General features: G+C 70.9%; 17 protein-coding genes. 10 read left to right on the top strand and 7 right to left on the bottom strand.

Annotated features, from left to right (window positions below):
* The first annotated feature begins 31 nt into the window (after nucleotides 1–31).
* Together FFG40_RS01010 and FFG40_RS01005 are read left to right on the top strand one after the other, a co-directional pair.
* Nucleotides 32–634, top strand: a complete 603-nt coding sequence (locus FFG40_RS01010; protein ID WP_111102485.1) for an FABP family protein — start codon at nucleotides 32–34, stop codon at nucleotides 632–634.
* Nucleotides 634–1,716, top strand: coding sequence for a folate-binding protein YgfZ (locus FFG40_RS01005; RefSeq protein WP_138801968.1), 1,083 nt, complete (start codon nucleotides 634–636; stop codon nucleotides 1,714–1,716). The genes FFG40_RS01010 and FFG40_RS01005 overlap by 1 nt, the downstream gene beginning before the upstream one ends.
* Before the next feature lie 14 nt (nucleotides 1,717–1,730).
* Here the strand turns inward: FFG40_RS01005 and FFG40_RS01000 are convergent, their stop codons facing one another.
* A complete protein-coding gene (locus tag FFG40_RS01000) occupies nucleotides 1,731–2,504 on the bottom strand; it encodes a class I SAM-dependent methyltransferase (protein ID WP_138801967.1) in 774 nt (257 codons plus the stop codon).
* A gap of 44 nt (nucleotides 2,505–2,548) precedes the next feature.
* On the opposite strand from FFG40_RS01000, the gene FFG40_RS00995 reads away from it, so the two are divergent.
* Nucleotides 2,549–3,295 carry a phosphoglyceromutase gene (locus tag FFG40_RS00995; RefSeq protein ID WP_071244006.1) on the top strand — a complete coding sequence of 249 codons (747 nt, stop codon included), beginning with the start codon at nucleotides 2,549–2,551 and terminating at the stop codon, nucleotides 3,293–3,295.
* Nucleotides 3,296–3,478: 183 nt separating this feature from the next.
* Here FFG40_RS00995 and FFG40_RS00990 read toward each other — a convergent pair whose 3' ends face one another.
* Both FFG40_RS00990 and phoU read right to left on the bottom strand, forming a co-directional pair.
* The gene (locus FFG40_RS00990) at nucleotides 3,479–4,027 is read right to left on the bottom strand and encodes an AAA family ATPase (RefSeq protein ID WP_138801966.1); all 549 of its coding nucleotides are present in this window, start codon (nucleotides 4,025–4,027) and stop codon (nucleotides 3,479–3,481) included.
* Nucleotides 4,028–4,077: 50 nt separating this feature from the next.
* On the bottom strand, nucleotides 4,078–4,746 hold the full coding sequence (gene phoU, locus FFG40_RS00985) for a phosphate signaling complex protein PhoU (protein ID WP_027466613.1): 669 nt from the start codon (nucleotides 4,744–4,746) through the stop codon (nucleotides 4,078–4,080).
* 146 nt (nucleotides 4,747–4,892) lie between these two features.
* Here phoU and FFG40_RS00980 point away from each other — a divergent pair, with 146 nt between their 5' ends.
* Nucleotides 4,893–6,059: a cell wall metabolism sensor histidine kinase WalK gene (locus tag FFG40_RS00980; protein ID WP_027466612.1), complete on the top strand. Its 1,167-nt coding sequence runs from the start codon at nucleotides 4,893–4,895 to the stop codon at nucleotides 6,057–6,059.
* Entirely contained in the window at nucleotides 6,056–6,736 is a 681-nt protein-coding gene (locus FFG40_RS00975) for a response regulator transcription factor (protein WP_027466611.1), read from the top strand. Before FFG40_RS00980 ends, FFG40_RS00975 begins: the two co-directional genes overlap by 4 nt.
* 96 nt (nucleotides 6,737–6,832) lie before the next feature.
* Here FFG40_RS00975 and FFG40_RS00970 read toward each other — a convergent pair whose 3' ends face one another.
* Entirely contained in the window at nucleotides 6,833–7,489 is a 657-nt protein-coding gene (locus FFG40_RS00970; protein ID WP_138801965.1) for a hypothetical protein, read from the bottom strand.
* A 141-nt stretch (nucleotides 7,490–7,630) separates the two neighbouring features.
* On the opposite strand from FFG40_RS00970, the gene FFG40_RS00965 reads away from it, so the two are divergent.
* Genes FFG40_RS00965 through rlmB form a run of 4 tightly spaced genes read left to right on the top strand, consistent with a single transcriptional unit; the run spans nucleotide 7,631 to nucleotide 11,867 of the window.
* Complete coding sequence (locus FFG40_RS00965) at nucleotides 7,631–8,113, top strand: CarD family transcriptional regulator (RefSeq protein ID WP_017888066.1); 483 nt, start codon at nucleotides 7,631–7,633, stop codon at nucleotides 8,111–8,113.
* Nucleotides 8,114–8,129: 16 nt separating this feature from the next.
* Entirely contained in the window at nucleotides 8,130–9,386 is a 1,257-nt protein-coding gene (ispD, locus tag FFG40_RS00960) for a 2-C-methyl-D-erythritol 4-phosphate cytidylyltransferase (protein ID WP_395876581.1), read from the top strand.
* Between the two features lie 32 nt (nucleotides 9,387–9,418).
* A complete protein-coding gene (gene cysS, locus FFG40_RS00955) occupies nucleotides 9,419–10,828 on the top strand; it encodes a cysteine--tRNA ligase (protein WP_138801963.1) in 1,410 nt (469 codons plus the stop codon).
* Between the two features lie 28 nt (nucleotides 10,829–10,856).
* On the top strand, nucleotides 10,857–11,867 hold the full coding sequence (gene rlmB, locus FFG40_RS00950) for a 23S rRNA (guanosine(2251)-2'-O)-methyltransferase RlmB (protein WP_027466607.1): 1,011 nt from the start codon (nucleotides 10,857–10,859) through the stop codon (nucleotides 11,865–11,867).
* 438 nt (nucleotides 11,868–12,305) lie between these two features.
* Here rlmB and FFG40_RS00945 read toward each other — a convergent pair whose 3' ends face one another.
* Together FFG40_RS00945 and FFG40_RS00940 are read right to left on the bottom strand one after the other, a co-directional pair.
* Complete coding sequence (locus FFG40_RS00945) at nucleotides 12,306–13,622, bottom strand: DUF4032 domain-containing protein (protein WP_111032331.1); 1,317 nt, start codon at nucleotides 13,620–13,622, stop codon at nucleotides 12,306–12,308.
* A gap of 84 nt (nucleotides 13,623–13,706) precedes the next feature.
* The gene (locus FFG40_RS00940) at nucleotides 13,707–14,807 is read right to left on the bottom strand and encodes an ABC transporter ATP-binding protein (RefSeq protein WP_027466605.1); all 1,101 of its coding nucleotides are present in this window, start codon (nucleotides 14,805–14,807) and stop codon (nucleotides 13,707–13,709) included.
* A 243-nt stretch (nucleotides 14,808–15,050) separates the two neighbouring features.
* Between FFG40_RS00940 and FFG40_RS00935 the strand changes: the two genes are divergently transcribed.
* A complete protein-coding gene (locus tag FFG40_RS00935; protein ID WP_138801962.1) occupies nucleotides 15,051–15,983 on the top strand; it encodes a thioredoxin domain-containing protein in 933 nt (310 codons plus the stop codon).
* Between the two features lie 103 nt (nucleotides 15,984–16,086).
* Here the strand turns inward: FFG40_RS00935 and FFG40_RS00930 are convergent, their stop codons facing one another.
* Complete coding sequence (locus FFG40_RS00930; protein WP_138801961.1) at nucleotides 16,087–16,980, bottom strand: neutral zinc metallopeptidase; 894 nt, start codon at nucleotides 16,978–16,980, stop codon at nucleotides 16,087–16,089.
* Between the last annotated feature and the right edge of the window lie 30 nt (nucleotides 16,981–17,010).

The following is a 17,010-nucleotide window of genomic DNA, read 5'->3' as shown; positions in this document are numbered from 1 at the left end:
TCGTCGTCGTGAAGCTGTTCAAGGGCCAGCGTTGATCGAGCTGCCCGAGGGCCTCGCCCCCGAACTGGTCCCGCTGTCGTGGCTGGTCGGCGTGTGGGAGGGCACCGGTGTGGTCGAGTACCCGGTCGGTGACGACGACGAGGTCCGGAACTACGAGTTCGGCCAGCGCGTCAGCTTCAGCCACGACGGCCTGCCGTACCTGAACTACTCGTCGACCACCTGGCTGCTCGACGACGACCGCACCCCGCTCGCCGCCGAGATGGGCTACTGGCGGATCGACCGTCCGACCGAGCCCGGCGACCGCGGCCCCGCGATGCTCCTGGGCGACGGGCCCACGCCCTTCAGCACGGTCGAGAGCGTCGAGGCGCTCCGCAACACCACGGACGGCTTCGACGTCGAGGCCGCGATCATCCACCCGACGGGCGTCAACGAGCTCTACGTCGGCCGTGTGCTGAAGGGCCGGATCGACCTGTCGACCGACGCCGTGCTGCGCTCGCCGAACGCGAAGGACTACTCCGCCGCGACCCGCCTGTACGGACTGGTCGAGGGCAAGCTCTTCTGGGCGTGGGACATCGCCGCGCTCGGTCGCGAACTCACCTCGCACGCCTCGGGGCAGCTCGCGAAGGTCGACTGATGTCGGTGTTCGCCGCGCGTGACGGCTTCGTCGCCGCCGACTCCGTCGCCGCGCACTTCGGCAACCCGATCGGGGAGCAGCGCCTGCTGACCCGGGGGCGTGCCGTCGTCGAGCTCGGACTCGGTGTCGTCACCGTCACCGGACCGGACCGGCTGTCGTGGCTCAACTCGATCACCTCACAGCAGCTCACCGGGTTGCCGACCGGCGTCAGCACCGAGACGCTCGTGCTCGACCAGGCCGGACGCGTCGAGCACGCGGCCCGCGTCGTCGACGACGGTGCGACGGTCTGGCTGCTCACCGAACGCGCTGACGCTGCGCCGCTCGCCGGGTGGCTCGACTCGATGCGCTTCATGCTCCGGGTCGAGGTCGCCGACCGCTCCGCCGACTTCGTCACCCTCGGCTGGTTCGCGGCGGACGCCCCGTTCGCGTCCGTCGAACTGCCGGAACCGCCCGTCGCCGAGTGGGTCGACCCGTGGGGCGCCGTCACGCCGGGCGGGTGGGGCTACGCCGCCCCGGAGGCCCACCCCGGCTCCGACTGGACCCTCCGCATCGCCGTGGTCACCCCCGGCACCGCGACCGCGATCGCCGCGTCGGACGTGCCCGTCGCTGGGCTGCTCGCGCACGAGGCACTGCGGATCGCCGCGTGGCGCCCGACCCTGTCCGACGTGGACGAGCGGACGATCCCGCACGAGCTCGACTGGCTGCGCTCCGCCGTGCACCTGTCGAAGGGCTGCTACCGCGGGCAGGAGACCGTCGCCAAGGTCCACAACCTCGGGCACCCGCCGCGACGGGCCGTGCTGCTGCACCTCGACGGGTCCGACGGCGTGCTGCCGGCGCCCGGCACGCCGGTGCTGCTCGACGACAAGCCCGTCGGCCGGCTGTCGGCGTCGGCGATCCACCACGAGCTCGGGCCGATCGGGCTCGCCGTGGTGAAGCGCTCGCTCGACCCCACCGCGATCCTGCGGCTCGAGGCCGACGACGTCGTGGTGACCGCGGCGCAGGAGACCATCGTCCCGCCCGAGGCCGGTGCCACGGCGAACGTGCCGCGCCTGCCCCGCCTCGGAGCCGTCAAGCGCTCCTAGCCTGCGCGCTGGCGTCAGGCGGGCTCGACGGCCGACCACGGGACGCTGAGCTCACCGAGCCGCCAGCGCGTCACCCCGTGCAGCACGGGCCAGCCGCGGTCACGCATCCCGCGCACGGTGGCGATCCACCGCTGCCGGGGCCCGTACGTGCCGAGCGGTGCGGCGACCGCCCACGACAGGTCGAGGTCCCGCAGGAACGCGTGCACCCGTTCGCCGGGCACGTTGCGGTGGATCAGCGCCTTCGGCAGGCGCTCGGCGACGATCGAGGGCACGTCGAGCCCGGCGAGCCGGAGCGACACCGTGAAGGTCTGCGGAGCGACGTCGTCGAGCGTCACCCACGAGGCCACCCGACCGACCTCGTTGCAGGTCCCCTCGACGAGCGCACCGCCGGGCTGCAGCCGGTCCTGCATGATCCGCCACGACCCGACCACCGCGGACTCGTCGTACTGCCGCAGCACGTTGAAGGCCCGGATGACGGCGGGCCGGCGCTGCCCGGGCGTCGGCGTCTCGAAGCCCCCCAGGCGGAACGTCACGCCGTCGCGGGTCCCGGCGTTCGCGAGCGCGACCCGCGAGGGCTCGATCTCGACGCCGGTCACCTCGACGTCGGGTCGGACGGCGGCCAGCCGGTCGCGCAGTTCGAGGGTGGTGGTCGGCGAAGCCCCGTAACCGACGTCGGCGACGAGCGGGTCGTCCGTCCGGCGCAGCACCGGCAGGGTCGCGATCCACCGGTCGACGCGGCGGAGCCGGTTGTACCCGGTGGTCCCGCGCGTCACGTTCCCGATGGGCATGCGTCAAGGGTACGGGGCCGGTACCGCTCGGTAGACTCGGAGGCATGACCTCCACGCTCGTCCTGCTCCGTCACGGCAACAGTGACTGGAACCAGAAGAACCTGTTCACCGGTTGGGTCGACGTCCGGCTCAGCGAGCTGGGCGAGAAGGAGGCGAAGCGCGCCGGCGACCTCATCGCCGAGTCCGGCATCGTCCCCGACGTCCTGTACACCTCGCTCCTGACCCGTGCGATCCAGACGGCGGACATCGCGCTGTTGCAGGCCGACCTGGCCTGGCTGCCGGTGAAGCGCGACTGGCGCCTCAACGAGCGCCACTACGGCGACCTGCAGGGCAAGGACAAGGCCCAGACGCTGGCCGAGTACGGCGAGCAGCAGTTCATGGAGTGGCGCCGCTCGTTCGACGTCCCGCCGCCCCCCATCGCCGACGACGCCGAGTGGTCGCAGTTCGGTGACCGCCGCTACGCCGAGCTCGGCGACCAGCTGCCCCGCACCGAGTCGCTCAAGCTCGTGATCGACCGTCTGCTGCCGTACTGGGAGTCCGACATCACGAAGGACCTCGCCGCCGGCAAGACCGTGCTCGTCACGGCCCACGGCAACTCGCTGCGTGCGCTCGTGAAGCACCTCGACGGCATCTCCGACGACGACATCGCCGGCCTGAACATCCCGACGGGCATCCCGCTGGTGTACGAGCTCGACGACGACTTCACGCCGACGAAGCCCGCGTACTACCTGGACCCCGAGGCCGCCGCCGCCGGCGCCGCCGCCGTGGCCGCCCAGGGCGCCAAGAAGTAGCACCCACGCAGAACGCCCCGTCCGGCATCCGGGCGGGGCGTTCGTGCGTGTGCCGGGCTTCGCGAGGGCGACAGTGGGCCGCCGACGTCCCGCCGACTCCTGTCGCTCTGCCAGGAGGAACGGATCGCCCCGTCGACGACCTGTCGCTTCGGCAGCACGGTCGGCTCGACGAGCCGTGGCTGGTCAGACGAAGTGCGACGCGATCTCCTGCACCAGGGCCCCGACGTCGTAGGGCTTCGTCGTGTCGACCCGGATCACCGGGACGCCGGGCAGCCCGACGGGCCGGGCGTCGTCGCCGTGCTCGTCCCAGAAGGCCAGCACGTCGGCCAGGTCCCCGTGCACCTCGTGCCGCACCGGCACGGTGCCCGGTTCGTACCGGTCGCGCAGCCGCTGTTCGGCGGTGGCGCGGTCCGTGTCGCACCACACCTCGACGGCGCGAGGCGACCCGGCGGACGCGAGTCCGGCCTCCAGTCGGTTCCGGTCACGCGACGGCAGCCAGACGGCGTCGAGGACGACCCCGTTCTCGACGGCCCGCGCCATGGACCACATCGTGTCCATCGCGATGCCACCGAGCGGCCGCGAGGCGATCATCGGGCCGACGACGTCGGCGAGGGGCTCCTTGATGCGGTCCTTCGACAGGAACGGGCAGCCGAGCACCTCGGCGAGTGCCGTGCCGATGCTGCTCTTGCCGGAACCGGGCATGCCGTTGACGATGATCGCGACCTGGGCCATGCCACGATCCTCGCAGACCGATCGGGCCGGGTCAGACCGATCGGGCCGGGTCAGACCGCCGCGGTCGAGGTGGACGCGCCGGTCCAGTCGCCGGTCGCCAGGTACTCGACCTTCTTGGCGATCGAGACCGCGTGGTCGGCGAAGCGCTCGTGGTAGCGGGAGGCCAGGGTGGCGTCGACGGTGTCGATCGGACCGCCCTTCCAGGCCTCGCCGAGCACGAAGTCGAAGACGCTGGCGTGCAGCTCGTCGACGGCGTCGTCCTCGTCGCGGATCTCGGCCGACAGCGCGATGTCCTCGGTGGCGAGCAGCCGCGTGAGCTTCTGCGCCATCGCGACGTCGTGCCGGCCCATCTCCTTGAACGTGCTGCGCAGGCCCTTCGGCACGACCTTCTCGGGGAAGCGCTGGCGGGCGAGCTGCGCGATGTGCTCGGCCATGTCGCCCATGCGCTCGAGCGAGGAGCTGACGCGCAGCGCGGTGACGACGACGCGCAGGTCGCGGGCCACCGGTGCCTGGCGGGCGAGGATGTCGATCGCGATCTCGTCGAGGCTGTTCGCGGCGAGGTCGATCTTCTCGTCGTCGGCGATCACCTCTTCGGCGAGGGCGACGTCGGAGTCGCTGAAGGCCTGGGTGGCTCGGGTGATGGCGGACTCGACGAGCCCGGCGATCTCGGTCAGTCGCTCCTGGACGTCCTGGAGTTCCTGCTGGAAGACTTCGCGCATGGGGGAGTACCTCTCTCTGCGTACCGGACGAGTGTCGTCAGCCCAGGTGAACGAACGGTGACGCGGGGCTGAACGCTTCGCGTTCTGGCCTTCCGCAGACGGTGAACGGTACCGGAACCCCGCATGACCATCCCTACACTGGCGGCATGGACAACGCGTGGCTCGTGCCACTGTCGATGCTCCTCGGCGGGGTCTTCGGCGCGGGCGTCGTGGTGCTGATCATCACCGCCGAGCGGACGGCTCGTGCTGCCGACGTGGCGGAGCGGACCCTGCCGGACGGCGTCGCAGCGGTCATCGCGACGATGCACAACCCGGCGGTCGTCATCGACCCGTCGAACACCGTCGTCGCGGCATCCCCCCAGGCCCTCACGGCGGGGCTCGTCGTGCGCCGACGCCTGGTGCACCACGAACTGCTCGAGCTCATCGACCGGGTGCGCAAGAGCGGGGAGATGGGGTCGGAGGACCTCGAGCTGCCGCGCGGCCGCCACGGGGAGCTCATCGGCTACCTCAGCTTCCGTGCCGCCCAGCTCGGCAACCGGTACGTCCTGCTCACGGCCGACGACCTGACCGAGAGCCGGCGCATCGACGAGGTCCGCCGCGACTTCGTCGCCAACATCTCGCACGAGCTGAAGACGCCGATCGGTGCCATCGGCCTGCTGTCCGAGACCCTCGTCCTCGCCGCCGACGACCCCGCGCACGTGAAGAAGTTCGCCGCGCAGCTGATCACCGAGTCCGAGCGGCTCGGGGCGCTGACGAAGGACATCATCGAGCTGTCCCGGCTGCAGTCCGTCGACGCGCTCGAGAACAGCGAGGAGACCGGTATCGACAAGATCGTGCAGGCCGCGATCGACGCGAACGAGGTCGTCGCCCGCGCCCGCTCGATCGAGATCATCCGCGCCAAGAAGTCGAAGCTGCGGGTGATGGGCGACCGCGGGCTGCTGCAGGTCGCGGTGTCGAACCTCATCGCCAACGCGGTGAAGTACTCGCCGGACAACACCCGCGTCGGTGTCGGCGTGCGGTCGTCGAAGGGCTTCGTCGAGATCGCGATCACCGACCAGGGCGTCGGCATCCCCGAGGCCGACCTCGACCGCGTCTTCGAACGGTTCTACCGTGTCGATCCCGCACGGTCGCGCGCCACCGGGGGCACCGGCCTCGGGCTCGCGATCGTCAAGCACGTCGTCAGCAACCACGGTGGTGACGTGCGCGTCTGGTCGCAGCCCGGCAAGGGCTCGACCTTCACCATCCGTCTGCCCGAGGCAGATCCCGAACTGACCACAGCACTCGAAGAGCAACTGGAAGAGCAGCCATCGTGACCAAGATCCTCATCGTCGACGACGAGCCGGCCCTGAGCGAGCCCCTGGAGTTCCTGCTGCAGCGTGAGGGGTACGAGACCTCCGTCGCCGCCGACGGCGTGACCGCGCTGTCGAAGTTCGACGCGGAGAACCCCGACCTGGTGCTCCTCGACCTGATGCTGCCGGGCCTGAGCGGCACCGAGGTGTGCCGGCAGATCCGGACCCGGTCGAACGCGCCGATCATCATGCTGACCGCGAAGGACTCGGAGGTGGACATCGTCGTCGGGCTCGAGCTCGGCGCCGACGACTACGTGACGAAGCCGTACTCGACCCGGGAGCTCCTGGCCCGGATCCGCGCCGTGCTCCGTCGCCGGACCGAGGACGACCCGGCGGACAGCGGGATCCTGCAGGTCGGCGGCATCCGGATGGACGTCGAGCGGCACACGGTGTCGGTCGACGGGTCCGAGACCCCGATGCCGCTCAAGGAGTTCGAGCTCCTCGAACTGCTGCTCCGGAACGCCGGCCGTGTGCTGACCCGCGGGCAGCTCATCGACCGGGTGTGGGGTTCCGACTACTTCGGCGACACCAAGACCCTCGACGTGCACATCAAGCGCATCCGTTCGAAGATCGAGCGGGTCCCGTCGACCCCCGAGATCCTGGTGACGGTCCGCGGCCTCGGCTACCGCATCGAGGCCTGAGGCGGACGGACAGGAGGCCCGGTGCGAGTCCTCGGGACTCGCACCGGGCCTCCTGTGCGAACGATCCGGGCGCGGTGTCAGCCGCGCCCGTCGGCGTCAGTCGGTGCCGTTGTCGCCCTCGGACGAATCCGTCTGCGAGTCGGTCGGCTGCGTGCCGGGGACGGCCTCGCCGGTCGACTGTGCGCCGCTCTCGGACGGCGACGTCGAGGTGGGCGTCGGGGTCGGGCTCGGCGCGAGGGTCTGGTACTCCTCCTGCGAGCTCGTCAGCACCGGCACGTTCGCCGAGACACCCTCGGCGTCGGGGTAGCTGAAGTAGACCTTGACGAGCGAACCGGGCTTCGCGTCCGCGTTGTCGAACACGATCGGCTCGGCGTCACCGGCGGTGGTGCCCTGCGTGGTGTCGCCCTCTTGCACGCTCGACTCGTCGTCGCTGCCCGCACCCGCGGCCATGGCGAGGTCGACGTGGGTGTTCGCCGGCACGTCGACGGTCTGGGTGTCGCCGCCGATCTCGATCGAGACGGTGTAGTCGTCCTGGTCGTCGTTGTTCACGAGCGTGCCGATGAAGCGGGCGCTCTCACCGTCGTCCGAGATCAGGAGGGCGTTCCGCACGTCGACCTTGCCGGTCGAGACGTCCACGCCGTCGGTGATCTGCTTGATGTCGACGGTGTGGGCCGGCGACATGAACTCGCACCCGGTGGCGCCGAGCGCGATGGTTGCCGCAACGGCGACGGACACGAGTACCCGAGGTCGCAAGAGATTCCTCCGTAAGTCACGATGAGGACCGGGCGGTCCCCGCGTCCATCCTAGCGATCACCGGGAGGGGCGAGCGTTGAGGGTCCCCTTACCGGAACAGCCCCTGTGGTAAACTGGATGTCTGGGAACGGAGCCTGATACATGCAATTCGAGGTCGGCGAGACCGTCGTCTACCCCCATCACGGGGCGGCAACCATCTCTGAAGTCAAGACTCGCGTCATCAAGGGCGAGGAAAAGGTCTACCTGAAACTGCGGGTGACGCAGGGTGACCTGACGATCGAGGTCCCGGCGGACAACGTCGACCTGGTCGGCGTCCGCGACGTGATCGGCAAGGAAGGACTCGACAAGGTGTTCGAGGTCCTCCGGGCGCCGTTCACGGAAGAGCCCACCAACTGGTCACGCCGCTACAAGGCGAACCTCGAGAAGCTCGCTTCCGGTGACGTCATCAAGGTGTCCGAGGTCGTCCGCGACCTCTGGCGGCGCGATCAGGACCGCGGGCTCTCCGCGGGTGAGAAGCGGATGCTGGCCAAGGCCCGGCAGATCTTGATCTCCGAGCTCGCGCTTGCCGAGAAGACCGACGAGGACAAGGCATCGACCGTCCTCGACGAGGTCCTGGCTTCCTGAGCCTGACGACAGCGCACTGAACGCGACAGCACGAACGACGACCGCACGGTTCCCCGAAGGGGTGGACCGGGCGGTCGTCGTCGTTGCGGCCGGCTCCGGCACCCGGCTCGGCATCGGGACCGCGAAGGCGTTCGTGCCCGTTGCCGGTTCCCTCATGCTCGCGCGGGCGCTCGAACCCCTGTTCGCCTTGCCGTCACCGACGCTCGTCGTCGTGGTCGCACCGGCGTCGCACCTGGAGGAGTGCCGGCAGGTGGTCGGTTCGGTCGCGGGTGCTGCGGTCGCGTACACGGCCGTCGTGGCCGGAGGCACGGATCGCCACGGTTCGGTCGAGGCCGGCCTGGCCGTCCTGCCGGACTCCGTCGCCACGGTGCTCGTGCACGACGCGGCGCGGTGCCTCACGCCCGCGGCACAGTTCTCGCGGGTGTTCGACGCCGTCGCCGCCGGTGACGGTGCGGGCGTCGTGCCGGCGCTCCCCGTCACGGACACGGTGAAGCGGGTCGACGGTGACGTCGTCGTCGAGACCGTCGACCGTGCGGCGCTCGTCGGGGTGCAGACGCCCCAGGGCTTCCCGCTCGCGGCACTGCGGCGGGCGTACGCGGTGTCGTCGCAGTCCGAGACGGACGACGCCGGGGTGTTCCAGGCCGTCGGGGGCACCGTCCGGTTCGTGCCGGGTGACGCCGACGCCTTCAAGATCACGACGCCGTGGGACCTCGGCCGGGCCGAGTCGATCGTGCGGGTGCGGACCGAGGCGGCTTGTGCCGGAGCCGGCACCGAAGCCGGTGCGGGGACGCCCGACGCCGTCGTCGCGGTCCGACTCGGGCTCGGGGTCGACGTGCACGCCTTCGACGACGCCTCGCCCTGCCGTGTCGGGCTGCTCGACTTCCCCGGCGAACCCGGCCTCTCCGGGCACAGCGACGGCGACGCGGTGGCGCACGCGGTGTGCGACGCCCTGCTCTCCGCCGGGGGCCTCGGCGACATCGGCGGACGCTTCGGCACCGCTGATCCGCAGTACGCCGGCGCCACGGGCGACGTCTTCGTCCGGGGTGCGGTCGCGCTGCTCGCCGACGCCGGACTCGTGCCGGTGTCCGTCACCGTGCAGGTCATCGGCAACCGGCCGCGCATCGGTCGTCGCCGCGCCGAGATGCAGGACGCCCTGTCCGCGGTCGTCGGTGCGCCCGTCGCCGTGTCCGGCACGACGACCGACGGCCTCGGGTTCACCGGCCGCGGCGAGGGGCTCGCGGCGATCGCCACGGCACTCGTGCGTCCCTCCTGAAACCGCGGCCCCGCGCCGATTAGGGTTGAGGCGTGACCGTTCGCCTCTACGACTCCCGCGCCGCAGCCGTCGTCGACCTCGTGCCCCTGGTCGACGGACACGTGAGCGTCTACGTCTGTGGTCCGACCGTGCAGTCGTCGCCGCACATCGGGCACCTGCGGTCCGCGCTCGTCTACGACATCTGGCGTCGGTGGCTCACCCACCGCGGGTACCGGGTGACCCTGGTGCGCAACGTCACCGACATCGACGACAAGGTCCTCGACCTGGCGGCCGGCACGGACGAGGAGTGGTTCGCCCGCGCCTACCGGGTCGAGCTCGAGTTCACGGCCGCGTACAACACCCTCGGCATCCTGCCCCCGACCTACGAGCCGCGGGCCACGGCGAGCGTGCCGCAGATGCACGAGATCATCCAGCGCCTCATCGACCGCGGGCACGCCTACGCCGCCGACGACGGCTCGGGCGACGTCTACTTCGACACCGGCAGCTGGGCCGACTACGGGGTGCTCACCCGGCAGCGGCGCGAGGACATGGTCGAGGCCGCCGACGCCGACCCGCGTGGCAAGCGCGACGCCCGTGACTTCGCGCTCTGGAAGGGTGCGAAGCCCGGTGAGCCGTCGACGGCCAACTGGGACTCCCCGTGGGGCGCCGGCCGCCCGGGCTGGCACATCGAGTGCTCGGCGATGTCCCGTCGGTACCTCGGCCCCGCGTTCGACATCCACGGCGGCGGGCTCGACCTGCGCTTCCCGCACCACGAGAACGAGCTGGCGCAGTCCACGGCCGCCGGGGACCCGTTCGCGTCCTACTGGCTGCACAACGGCCTGGTGACGGTCGAGGGCCAGAAGATGTCGAAGTCGCTCGGCAACTCGATCTTCGCGGCGGACTTCCTCGGATCCGCTCGTCCCGCCGTCGTGCGCTACTTCCTCGGCGCCGCCCACTACCGCTCGTCGATCGACCACCACGAGGGGTCCCTGGCCGAGGCCGAGGCGGCGTACGACCGCATCGCCGGGTTCCTCGAGCGCGCCGAGACCCGGCTCGAGGGCGTCCACCTCGCCGACGCCCCGACCGTGCCCGAGGCCTTCGCCGCGGCCATGGACGACGACCTCTCCGTGCCCCAGGCCCTGGCCGTGCTGCACGAGACCGTGCGCACCGGCAACGCCGCCCTGGACGCCGACGATGCGGAAACGCTCGGGACCGCGTACCATCAGGTGGCTGCGATGGTGGAGGTGCTCGGCATCGACCCGCGAGCCGCCCACTGGTCGGGCGGCGGCCACGACACCTCGGCAGGCCCGCTCGCCGCCCTCGTCGAACGCCTCGTGCAGGAGCGCGCGGACGCCAGGGCAGCACGGGACTTCACCGCGGCCGACCGCGTGCGCGACGACCTCGCCGCCGCGGGCATCACGATCGAGGACACGCCGTCCGGAACACGCTGGAGCATCGCCTGAACACGGCAGTGCCGAACAGGAGCTACGCATGAAGAACGTCTCGGGAAGCAAGAAGGGTCGGCCCGGCGCCGTCCGCACCGGTCGCAAGGGCAACAAGCAGGTCGGTTCCGGCGGACAGGGGGCCCAGGCGCTCGAGGGCCGCAAGCCGACCCCGAAGGCCGAGGACCGCCCGTACCACCCCGCCGGCAAGCGCAAGGCCGCGAAGGACCGCTTCGAGGCGGCCAAGGGCCGGCACGGTTCCTCGAGCACCCCGCAGGGTCGCACGGGCCGTCCGCCGGCACGCAAGACCGACGACTCCGAGCTGGTGACCGGGCGCAACTCCGTGCTCGAGGCCCTGCGCACGAAGACCCCGTCGTCGACGCTCTACATCGCGTCGCGCATCGAGGTCGACGACCGCGTGAAGGAGATCCTCGCGCTCGCCAACCACCGTGGCGTGCCGATCATCGAGCTCATGCGTCCCGAGCTCGACCGCATCACCGGACACGACAGCGTGCACCAGGGCGTCGCCCTCAAGGTGCCGGCGTACCAGTACGCCGTGTCCGAGGACATCGTCGAGCAGGCGTTCTCGCGCGACCAGGTCCCGCTGCTCGTCGCGCTCGACGGCATCACGGACCCCCGCAACCTCGGCGCGATCATCCGCTCGACCGCGGCCTTCGGCGGACACGGCGTCATCGTGCCGCAGCGTCGTTCGGTCGGCGTGACGGCGTCGGCGTGGAAGACCTCGGCCGGTGCCGCCGCCCGCACGCCCGTCGCGATGGCCCCGAACCTCACGCAGACGCTGAAGTCGCTGAAGTCGATGGGCCTGTTCGTCCTCGGCCTGGACGGCGACGGTGACGTGGAGCTCGACGGCCTCGAGCTCGCCGACCGTCCGATCGTGATCGTCGTCGGTTCCGAGGGCAAGGGCCTGTCGCGCCTGGTCACCGAGACCTGCGACGCGATCGTGTCGATCCCGATCTCGAGCGCCACCGAGTCCCTGAACGCCGGCATCGCCGCGAGCGTCACCCTGTGGGAGGTCGCGCGGCGCCGTCGCACCGCGTAGCCACAGCACTTCGTGAGCAGGAATGGTCGCCTCCCCGAGCGGGAGGCGGCCATTCCTGCTCACGGTGCTGGCTGGGGCGGGCTCGAAGGGTCAGGACACGTCGGCTGATGCCTGCCGTGCGGTCACGGGTCGTCGCTGCGCGACGCGGCAGGTGACGGTCCGTGACCGGTCGGCGCCCACCCGGCGGGGTGTCGTGACCGCTCGACGTCCGACGTCACCACCGGCGGGGCTGGGCGTGACGGTCTGGAGGGCCGGCGCCGGTCTCCGGGACGCGGGACGGGCCTCCAGGCGGTCGCGTTTCCGACCCCCGAACGGTCAGGACACGTCGGCTGGTGCCCGCCGCGTGGTCACGAATCGTCGCTGCGCGACGCCGCAGACGACGGTCTGCGACCGGTCGGCGCCCACCCGGCGGGGTGTCGTGACCGAGCGGGGACCGCGTCAGACCGTGGCGCGCCAGTCGTCGACGTCGTCGGACTCGTCGGACCCGTCGGCGTCGTCGTCGTCCAGCACCGGGATCGGGACGGTGATCGACGAGGTCGGCGGGTTGATGAGCAGGCGCTCGTCGCGACGGTGTCGGAGCACGTCGTTGATGTAGGCGGTCGTGGCCTCGGGCAGGGAGACGGAGCGCTCCTCTTGCTGGGACATGAACCAGCGGTGCTCGAGCAGCTCGTGGAACACCTCGGCGGGTTCGAGCCGGCCGCGCAGGTCACGGGGGATCGAGCGGACGACGGGCTCGAAGACCCGTGAGACCCACTCGTGCGCCACCATCTCCTCGTCGAGTTCGTCACGGCCGTTGCGGGCACGGTACGAGTCGAGGTCGTTGAGCAGGCGCCGGGCCTGGTTCTCGCCGGCGTCGAGCCCGGTGAGCCGCAGCAGTCGGCGCTGGTGGTGCCCGGCGTCGACGACCTTCGGCTGGATCCGGACCTGCGAGCCGCCCTCGGTCGTGTGGATCGAGAGCTCCTCGATGTCGAAGCCGAGCTCGTTCAGGCGCTCGACGCGGTCGTTGATGCGCCAGCGTTCCTTGATGTCGAACTGCTCGGTGCCGGTGAGCTCGGTCCAGAGCGTCCGGTACTGGGCGACGATGCGGTTCGAGACGTCGACGGGGTCGGCGTTCTCGTCGAGTCGTCCGCCGGCCTCGAGGTCGAGCAGCTCGCCGGCGATGTTCACGCGGGCGACCTCGAGGTCGTTCTCGCGCTGGCCGTTCGACAGCCCGCCGGGGTAGAGCTTGCCGGTCTCGGCGTCGACCAGGTACGCGGCGAAGGCTCCGGCGTCGCGACGGAACAGCGTGTTCGACAGGGACACGTCGCCCCAGTAGAAACCGATGACGTGCAGGCGGACGAGCAGCAGCGCGAGGGCGTCGACCAAGCGGGTGGCGGTCTCGGGGCGCAGCGTCTGCGAGTAGAGCGCGCGGTAGGGCAGGGAGAACCGCAGGTGGCGGGTCACCAGCACGGGGTGGAGTGGTTCACCGTCGGCGTCGACGCGGTTCGTGATGACCGCGACCGGGTCCACGCACGGCACGTCCATGCGCTGCAGGGTCCGGAGCATCTCGTACTCGGACCGGGCGACCTCTTCGCCGGTCTCCTTCACCGCGGCGACGTACCCGCTCAGGTGCACGAACCGCACGAGGTGCCGCGAGATGCCCTTCGGCAGCGCGACGATCGTGTCGTCGGGCCAGTCGGCGAGCGGCAGGTCCCACGGCAGGTCGAGCAGGCCGGGGTCGACGGTGGCGGCGGTGATGGACATCGAGTCGGGCACGGTGGTTCCTCTGGTGTCGGGGACAGCCGAGAGCCCGCGTCCGCCCTTGTGAGGCGGGCGCGGGCTCTCGGGGGAGTGCGCTGGTTACGCGCTGACGACGGCCTTGTCGTCGAGGCGGTCGCCCGACTCGGTGTCGAAGGCGTGGACGTGGCCCTGCTTCGGCGTGATGACGATCGTGTCACCGATCGACGGGTGCGCACGACCGTCGACACGGGCGACGATGTCGGCGCGCTGGCCGTTCACGTCGGCGTGACCGTAGAGGTAGCCGTCGGCGCCGAGCTCCTCGACGACGTCGACCGTGACGGGCAGGCCCTCGCCGGACTGCGACACGATGACGTCCTCGGGGCGGATGCCGACCGTGATCTGTGCGGCACGGGCGTTCGACAGGGTGTCACGGTCGATCGCGTGGTTGAGCGTGCCGAACCTGATGCCGCCCTCGATGACGTCGGCGGGCAGCAGGTTCATGGCCGGCGAACCGATGAAGCCGGCGACGAACACGTTGTTCGGCTTCTCGTACAGGTCGCGCGGGGTGCCGACCTGCTGCAGGATGCCGTCCTTGAGCACCGCGATGCGGTCACCCATGGTGAGCGCCTCGGTCTGGTCGTGCGTGACGTAGACCGTGGTGACGCCGAGACGACGCTGCAGCGACGCGATCTGCGTGCGGGTCTGGACGCGGAGCTTGGCGTCGAGGTTGGACAGCGGCTCGTCCATGAGGAACACCTGCGGCTGACGGACGATCGCACGGCCCATCGCGACACGCTGACGCTGACCACCGGAGAGCGCCTTCGGCTTGCGGCCGAGGTAGTCCTCGAGGTCGAGGAGCTTGGCGGCTTCCTGCACGCGGGTGGCGCGCTCTTCCTTGCCGACGCCGGCGATCTTGAGCGCGAAGCCCATGTTCTCGGCGACGGTCATGTGCGGGTACAGCGCGTAGTTCTGGAACACCATCGCGATGTCGCGGTCCTTCGGCGGGACGTCCGTGACGTCGCGGTCGCCGATGCGGATCTGACCGGAGTTGACCTCTTCGAGGCCGGCCAGCATGCGGAGCGAGGTGGACTTGCCGCAGCCCGAGGGGCCGACGAGGACGAGGAACTCGCCGTCGGCGACGTCCAGGTCGAGGGAGTCGACCGCGGGACGGTTGCCTCCGGGGTAGAGACGGGTTGCCTTGTCATAGGTGACGGACGCCATGAGCGTTCGGTCCTTCCTTCACCGGCAGGTACGTGCCGGACGATCCGAGTGAAGCGGTGTGCCCGTACGGGCCCCGGACAGTCGCCGTCGACTGTCGAGGTTCATACAACACGAGTTCACCCGGGTGCGCCAGTGTTTTCCCCCTTGGTCGGCGGCTTCCCAGAGCGCCCCACTACAATCGCCGGGTCCGTCCGCCGAGCAGGGGAACGCCGAGCGGACACCGATCAGGAGGACGACGCACCGATGAACAACCGCCCCGAGGGTGCCGCCCGCGCCGCGCGGAACGAGCGCCGTGAAGCCGCCCGCCAGCGAGCCCAGCGTGCCCGGACCCAGCAGAAGCGACGCCAGCGTGGTGTCCGGCTCGGCCTGCAGATCGGGCTCGGGGTCGTGCTGCTCGCCGCCGCGACGATCGTCACGCTCGTGCTGGTCGACTCCGTGAAGCCCGCCGGCCCCGGCCCGTCGACCATGTCGCAGGGCGGGATCACCATCGGGCAGGGTCTGAAGCCCGTCGCAGCGTCCGCGTCCGGATCGGCCTCCGCGTCGCCGAGCAGCGCCGCGACCGAGGGGGCCGGCACCGTCCGGATCACCCTGTACGTCGACTACCTCTGCCCGGGCTGCGGCCAGTTCGAGCGGGCGAACGGCGACTACATCAAGGACCTCGTCGACTCCGGTGCAGCCACGGTCGACATCCACCCCGTCGCGATCCTGTCGAACCGCTCGCAGGGCACGAAGTACTCCCTCCGCGCCGCGAACGCCGCCGCCTGCGTGGCCGAGCACTCCCCGAACCAGTTCTACGCGGTGAACCAGGCGCTCTTCGCGAAGCAGCCGGACGAGGGCACCGCGGGCCTGACGGACGCCGAGCTCACCGACGTCGTCACGGGCGTGCAGGGGCTGCAGGAACGCAGCGCCGTCCGGAGCTGCATCGCCGACCAGGACTACGCCAAGTGGGTGGACGAGCAGACGACGGCGGTGTCCGGGGGCACGATCCCCGGGTCGACGCTCAAGGAGTTCCCCGGTACCCCGCTCGTGCTCGTGAACGGGCAGCGCTACGAGCTGACCTCCCCGGTCACGAACGACGACTTCCGCACCTTCGTGGTGACGGCCGCCGGGGCGACCGACGCGACCCCGACGCCCACGCCCAGCGCGACCCCGTCTGCCACGCCGACCAAGCGCTGACAGCCGGACGGGCGCTGACGTCTGGACGAGCGCTGACGCGCTGACCAGGGACTGGAGGCCCGGTGCCAGCTGGCACCGGGCCTCCAGTCCGTGACCGGTGCGGCTACAGGGCCGAACCCGGGATGCTCAGGGTGTCGCAGCTCGTCGCGCCCTGCTGGTAGCCCCGCAGGAACCAGCGCTGTCGCTGCTCGCTCGACCCGTGCGTGAACGAGTCCGGGTCGACGCGGCCGGTCGCACGCTCCTGGATGCTGTCGTCGCCCACGGCGCTCGCCGCCGACAGGGCGTCGGTGATCTGGGAGCGGGTGATCGGTTCGAAGAAGGTCTCGCCGTTCGCGTCCTTCGTCGTGGCGGCGTCGCCGACCCAGGCTCCGGCGTAGCAGTCCGCCTGCAGCTCGACGCGGACACTGCCCGACGACGCACCCGTGCCGGAGCGGTCGGTGTTCGCGAACGACCCCTGCAGCTGCTGCACGTGGTGGCCCCACTCGTGTGCGACGACGTACATCTGCGCGAGCGGACCGCCGGACGAGCCGTACTGCGACTGCAGGTCGTCGTAGAACGCGGTGTCCAGGAAGATCGCACGGTCCGGCGGGCAGTAGAACGGGCCGGTCGCGGCCGAGGCCTGCCCGCACGAGGTGTCGGTGGAGTCCTGGAACAGGAAGAAGTCCGGTGACGTGTACGAGATGCCGAGCGACCGCGCCTCGGAGGTCCAGTAGGCGTCGAGCGACTCGGCCGCGCCCTCCATCCGGCACTCGACGCGCAGGTTGGCGTCGCGCCCGGTCCGGCACTCGGGGGCGGCGTCGGGTGACTCACCCTCCTGCTGGATCGTCGTCAGGCCGTTGCCGCCGCCGACGATCCCGCTCAGGTCGAAGCCGGTGAACTGCGCGATCACGAACACCACGATGGCGGTGAGGCCCACGGCACCTCCGCCGATCGCCGTGGTGCGACCCCGCCGCTTGACCTTGCCGCCCCGGAGTTGCGAGTCGTCGTTGAACGTCATGATCCCGAACCTACCGATCAGCACCTCCCG

Origin of the sequence: Curtobacterium sp. KBS0715, assembly GCF_005938005.2 — a bacterium.
Taxonomy (GTDB): Bacteria; Actinomycetota; Actinomycetes; order Actinomycetales; family Microbacteriaceae; genus Curtobacterium; species Curtobacterium flaccumfaciens.
The sequence above is the reverse complement of the archived record's forward strand: the minus strand, read 5'-3'. Positions and strand labels throughout refer to the sequence as shown.

Coding starts and splice junctions, on each gene's coding strand:
- FFG40_RS01005 (WP_138801968.1), top strand. CDS start 634: ATGTCGGTGTTCGCCGCGCGTGACGGCTTCGTCGCCGCCGACTCCGTC.
- FFG40_RS01000 (WP_138801967.1), bottom strand. CDS start 2,504: ATGCCCATCGGGAACGTGACGCGCGGGACCACCGGGTACAACCGGCTC.
- FFG40_RS00995 (WP_071244006.1), top strand. CDS start 2,549: ATGACCTCCACGCTCGTCCTGCTCCGTCACGGCAACAGTGACTGGAAC.
- FFG40_RS00990 (WP_138801966.1), bottom strand. CDS start 4,027: ATGGCCCAGGTCGCGATCATCGTCAACGGCATGCCCGGTTCCGGCAAG.
- phoU (WP_027466613.1), bottom strand. CDS start 4,746: ATGCGCGAAGTCTTCCAGCAGGAACTCCAGGACGTCCAGGAGCGACTG.
- FFG40_RS00980 (WP_027466612.1), top strand. CDS start 4,893: ATGGACAACGCGTGGCTCGTGCCACTGTCGATGCTCCTCGGCGGGGTC.
- FFG40_RS00965 (WP_017888066.1), top strand. CDS start 7,631: ATGCAATTCGAGGTCGGCGAGACCGTCGTCTACCCCCATCACGGGGCG.
- rlmB (WP_027466607.1), top strand. CDS start 10,857: ATGAAGAACGTCTCGGGAAGCAAGAAGGGTCGGCCCGGCGCCGTCCGC.
- FFG40_RS00940 (WP_027466605.1), bottom strand. CDS start 14,807: ATGGCGTCCGTCACCTATGACAAGGCAACCCGTCTCTACCCCGGAGGC.
- FFG40_RS00935 (WP_138801962.1), top strand. CDS start 15,051: ATGAACAACCGCCCCGAGGGTGCCGCCCGCGCCGCGCGGAACGAGCGC.
- FFG40_RS00930 (WP_138801961.1), bottom strand. CDS start 16,980: ATGACGTTCAACGACGACTCGCAACTCCGGGGCGGCAAGGTCAAGCGG.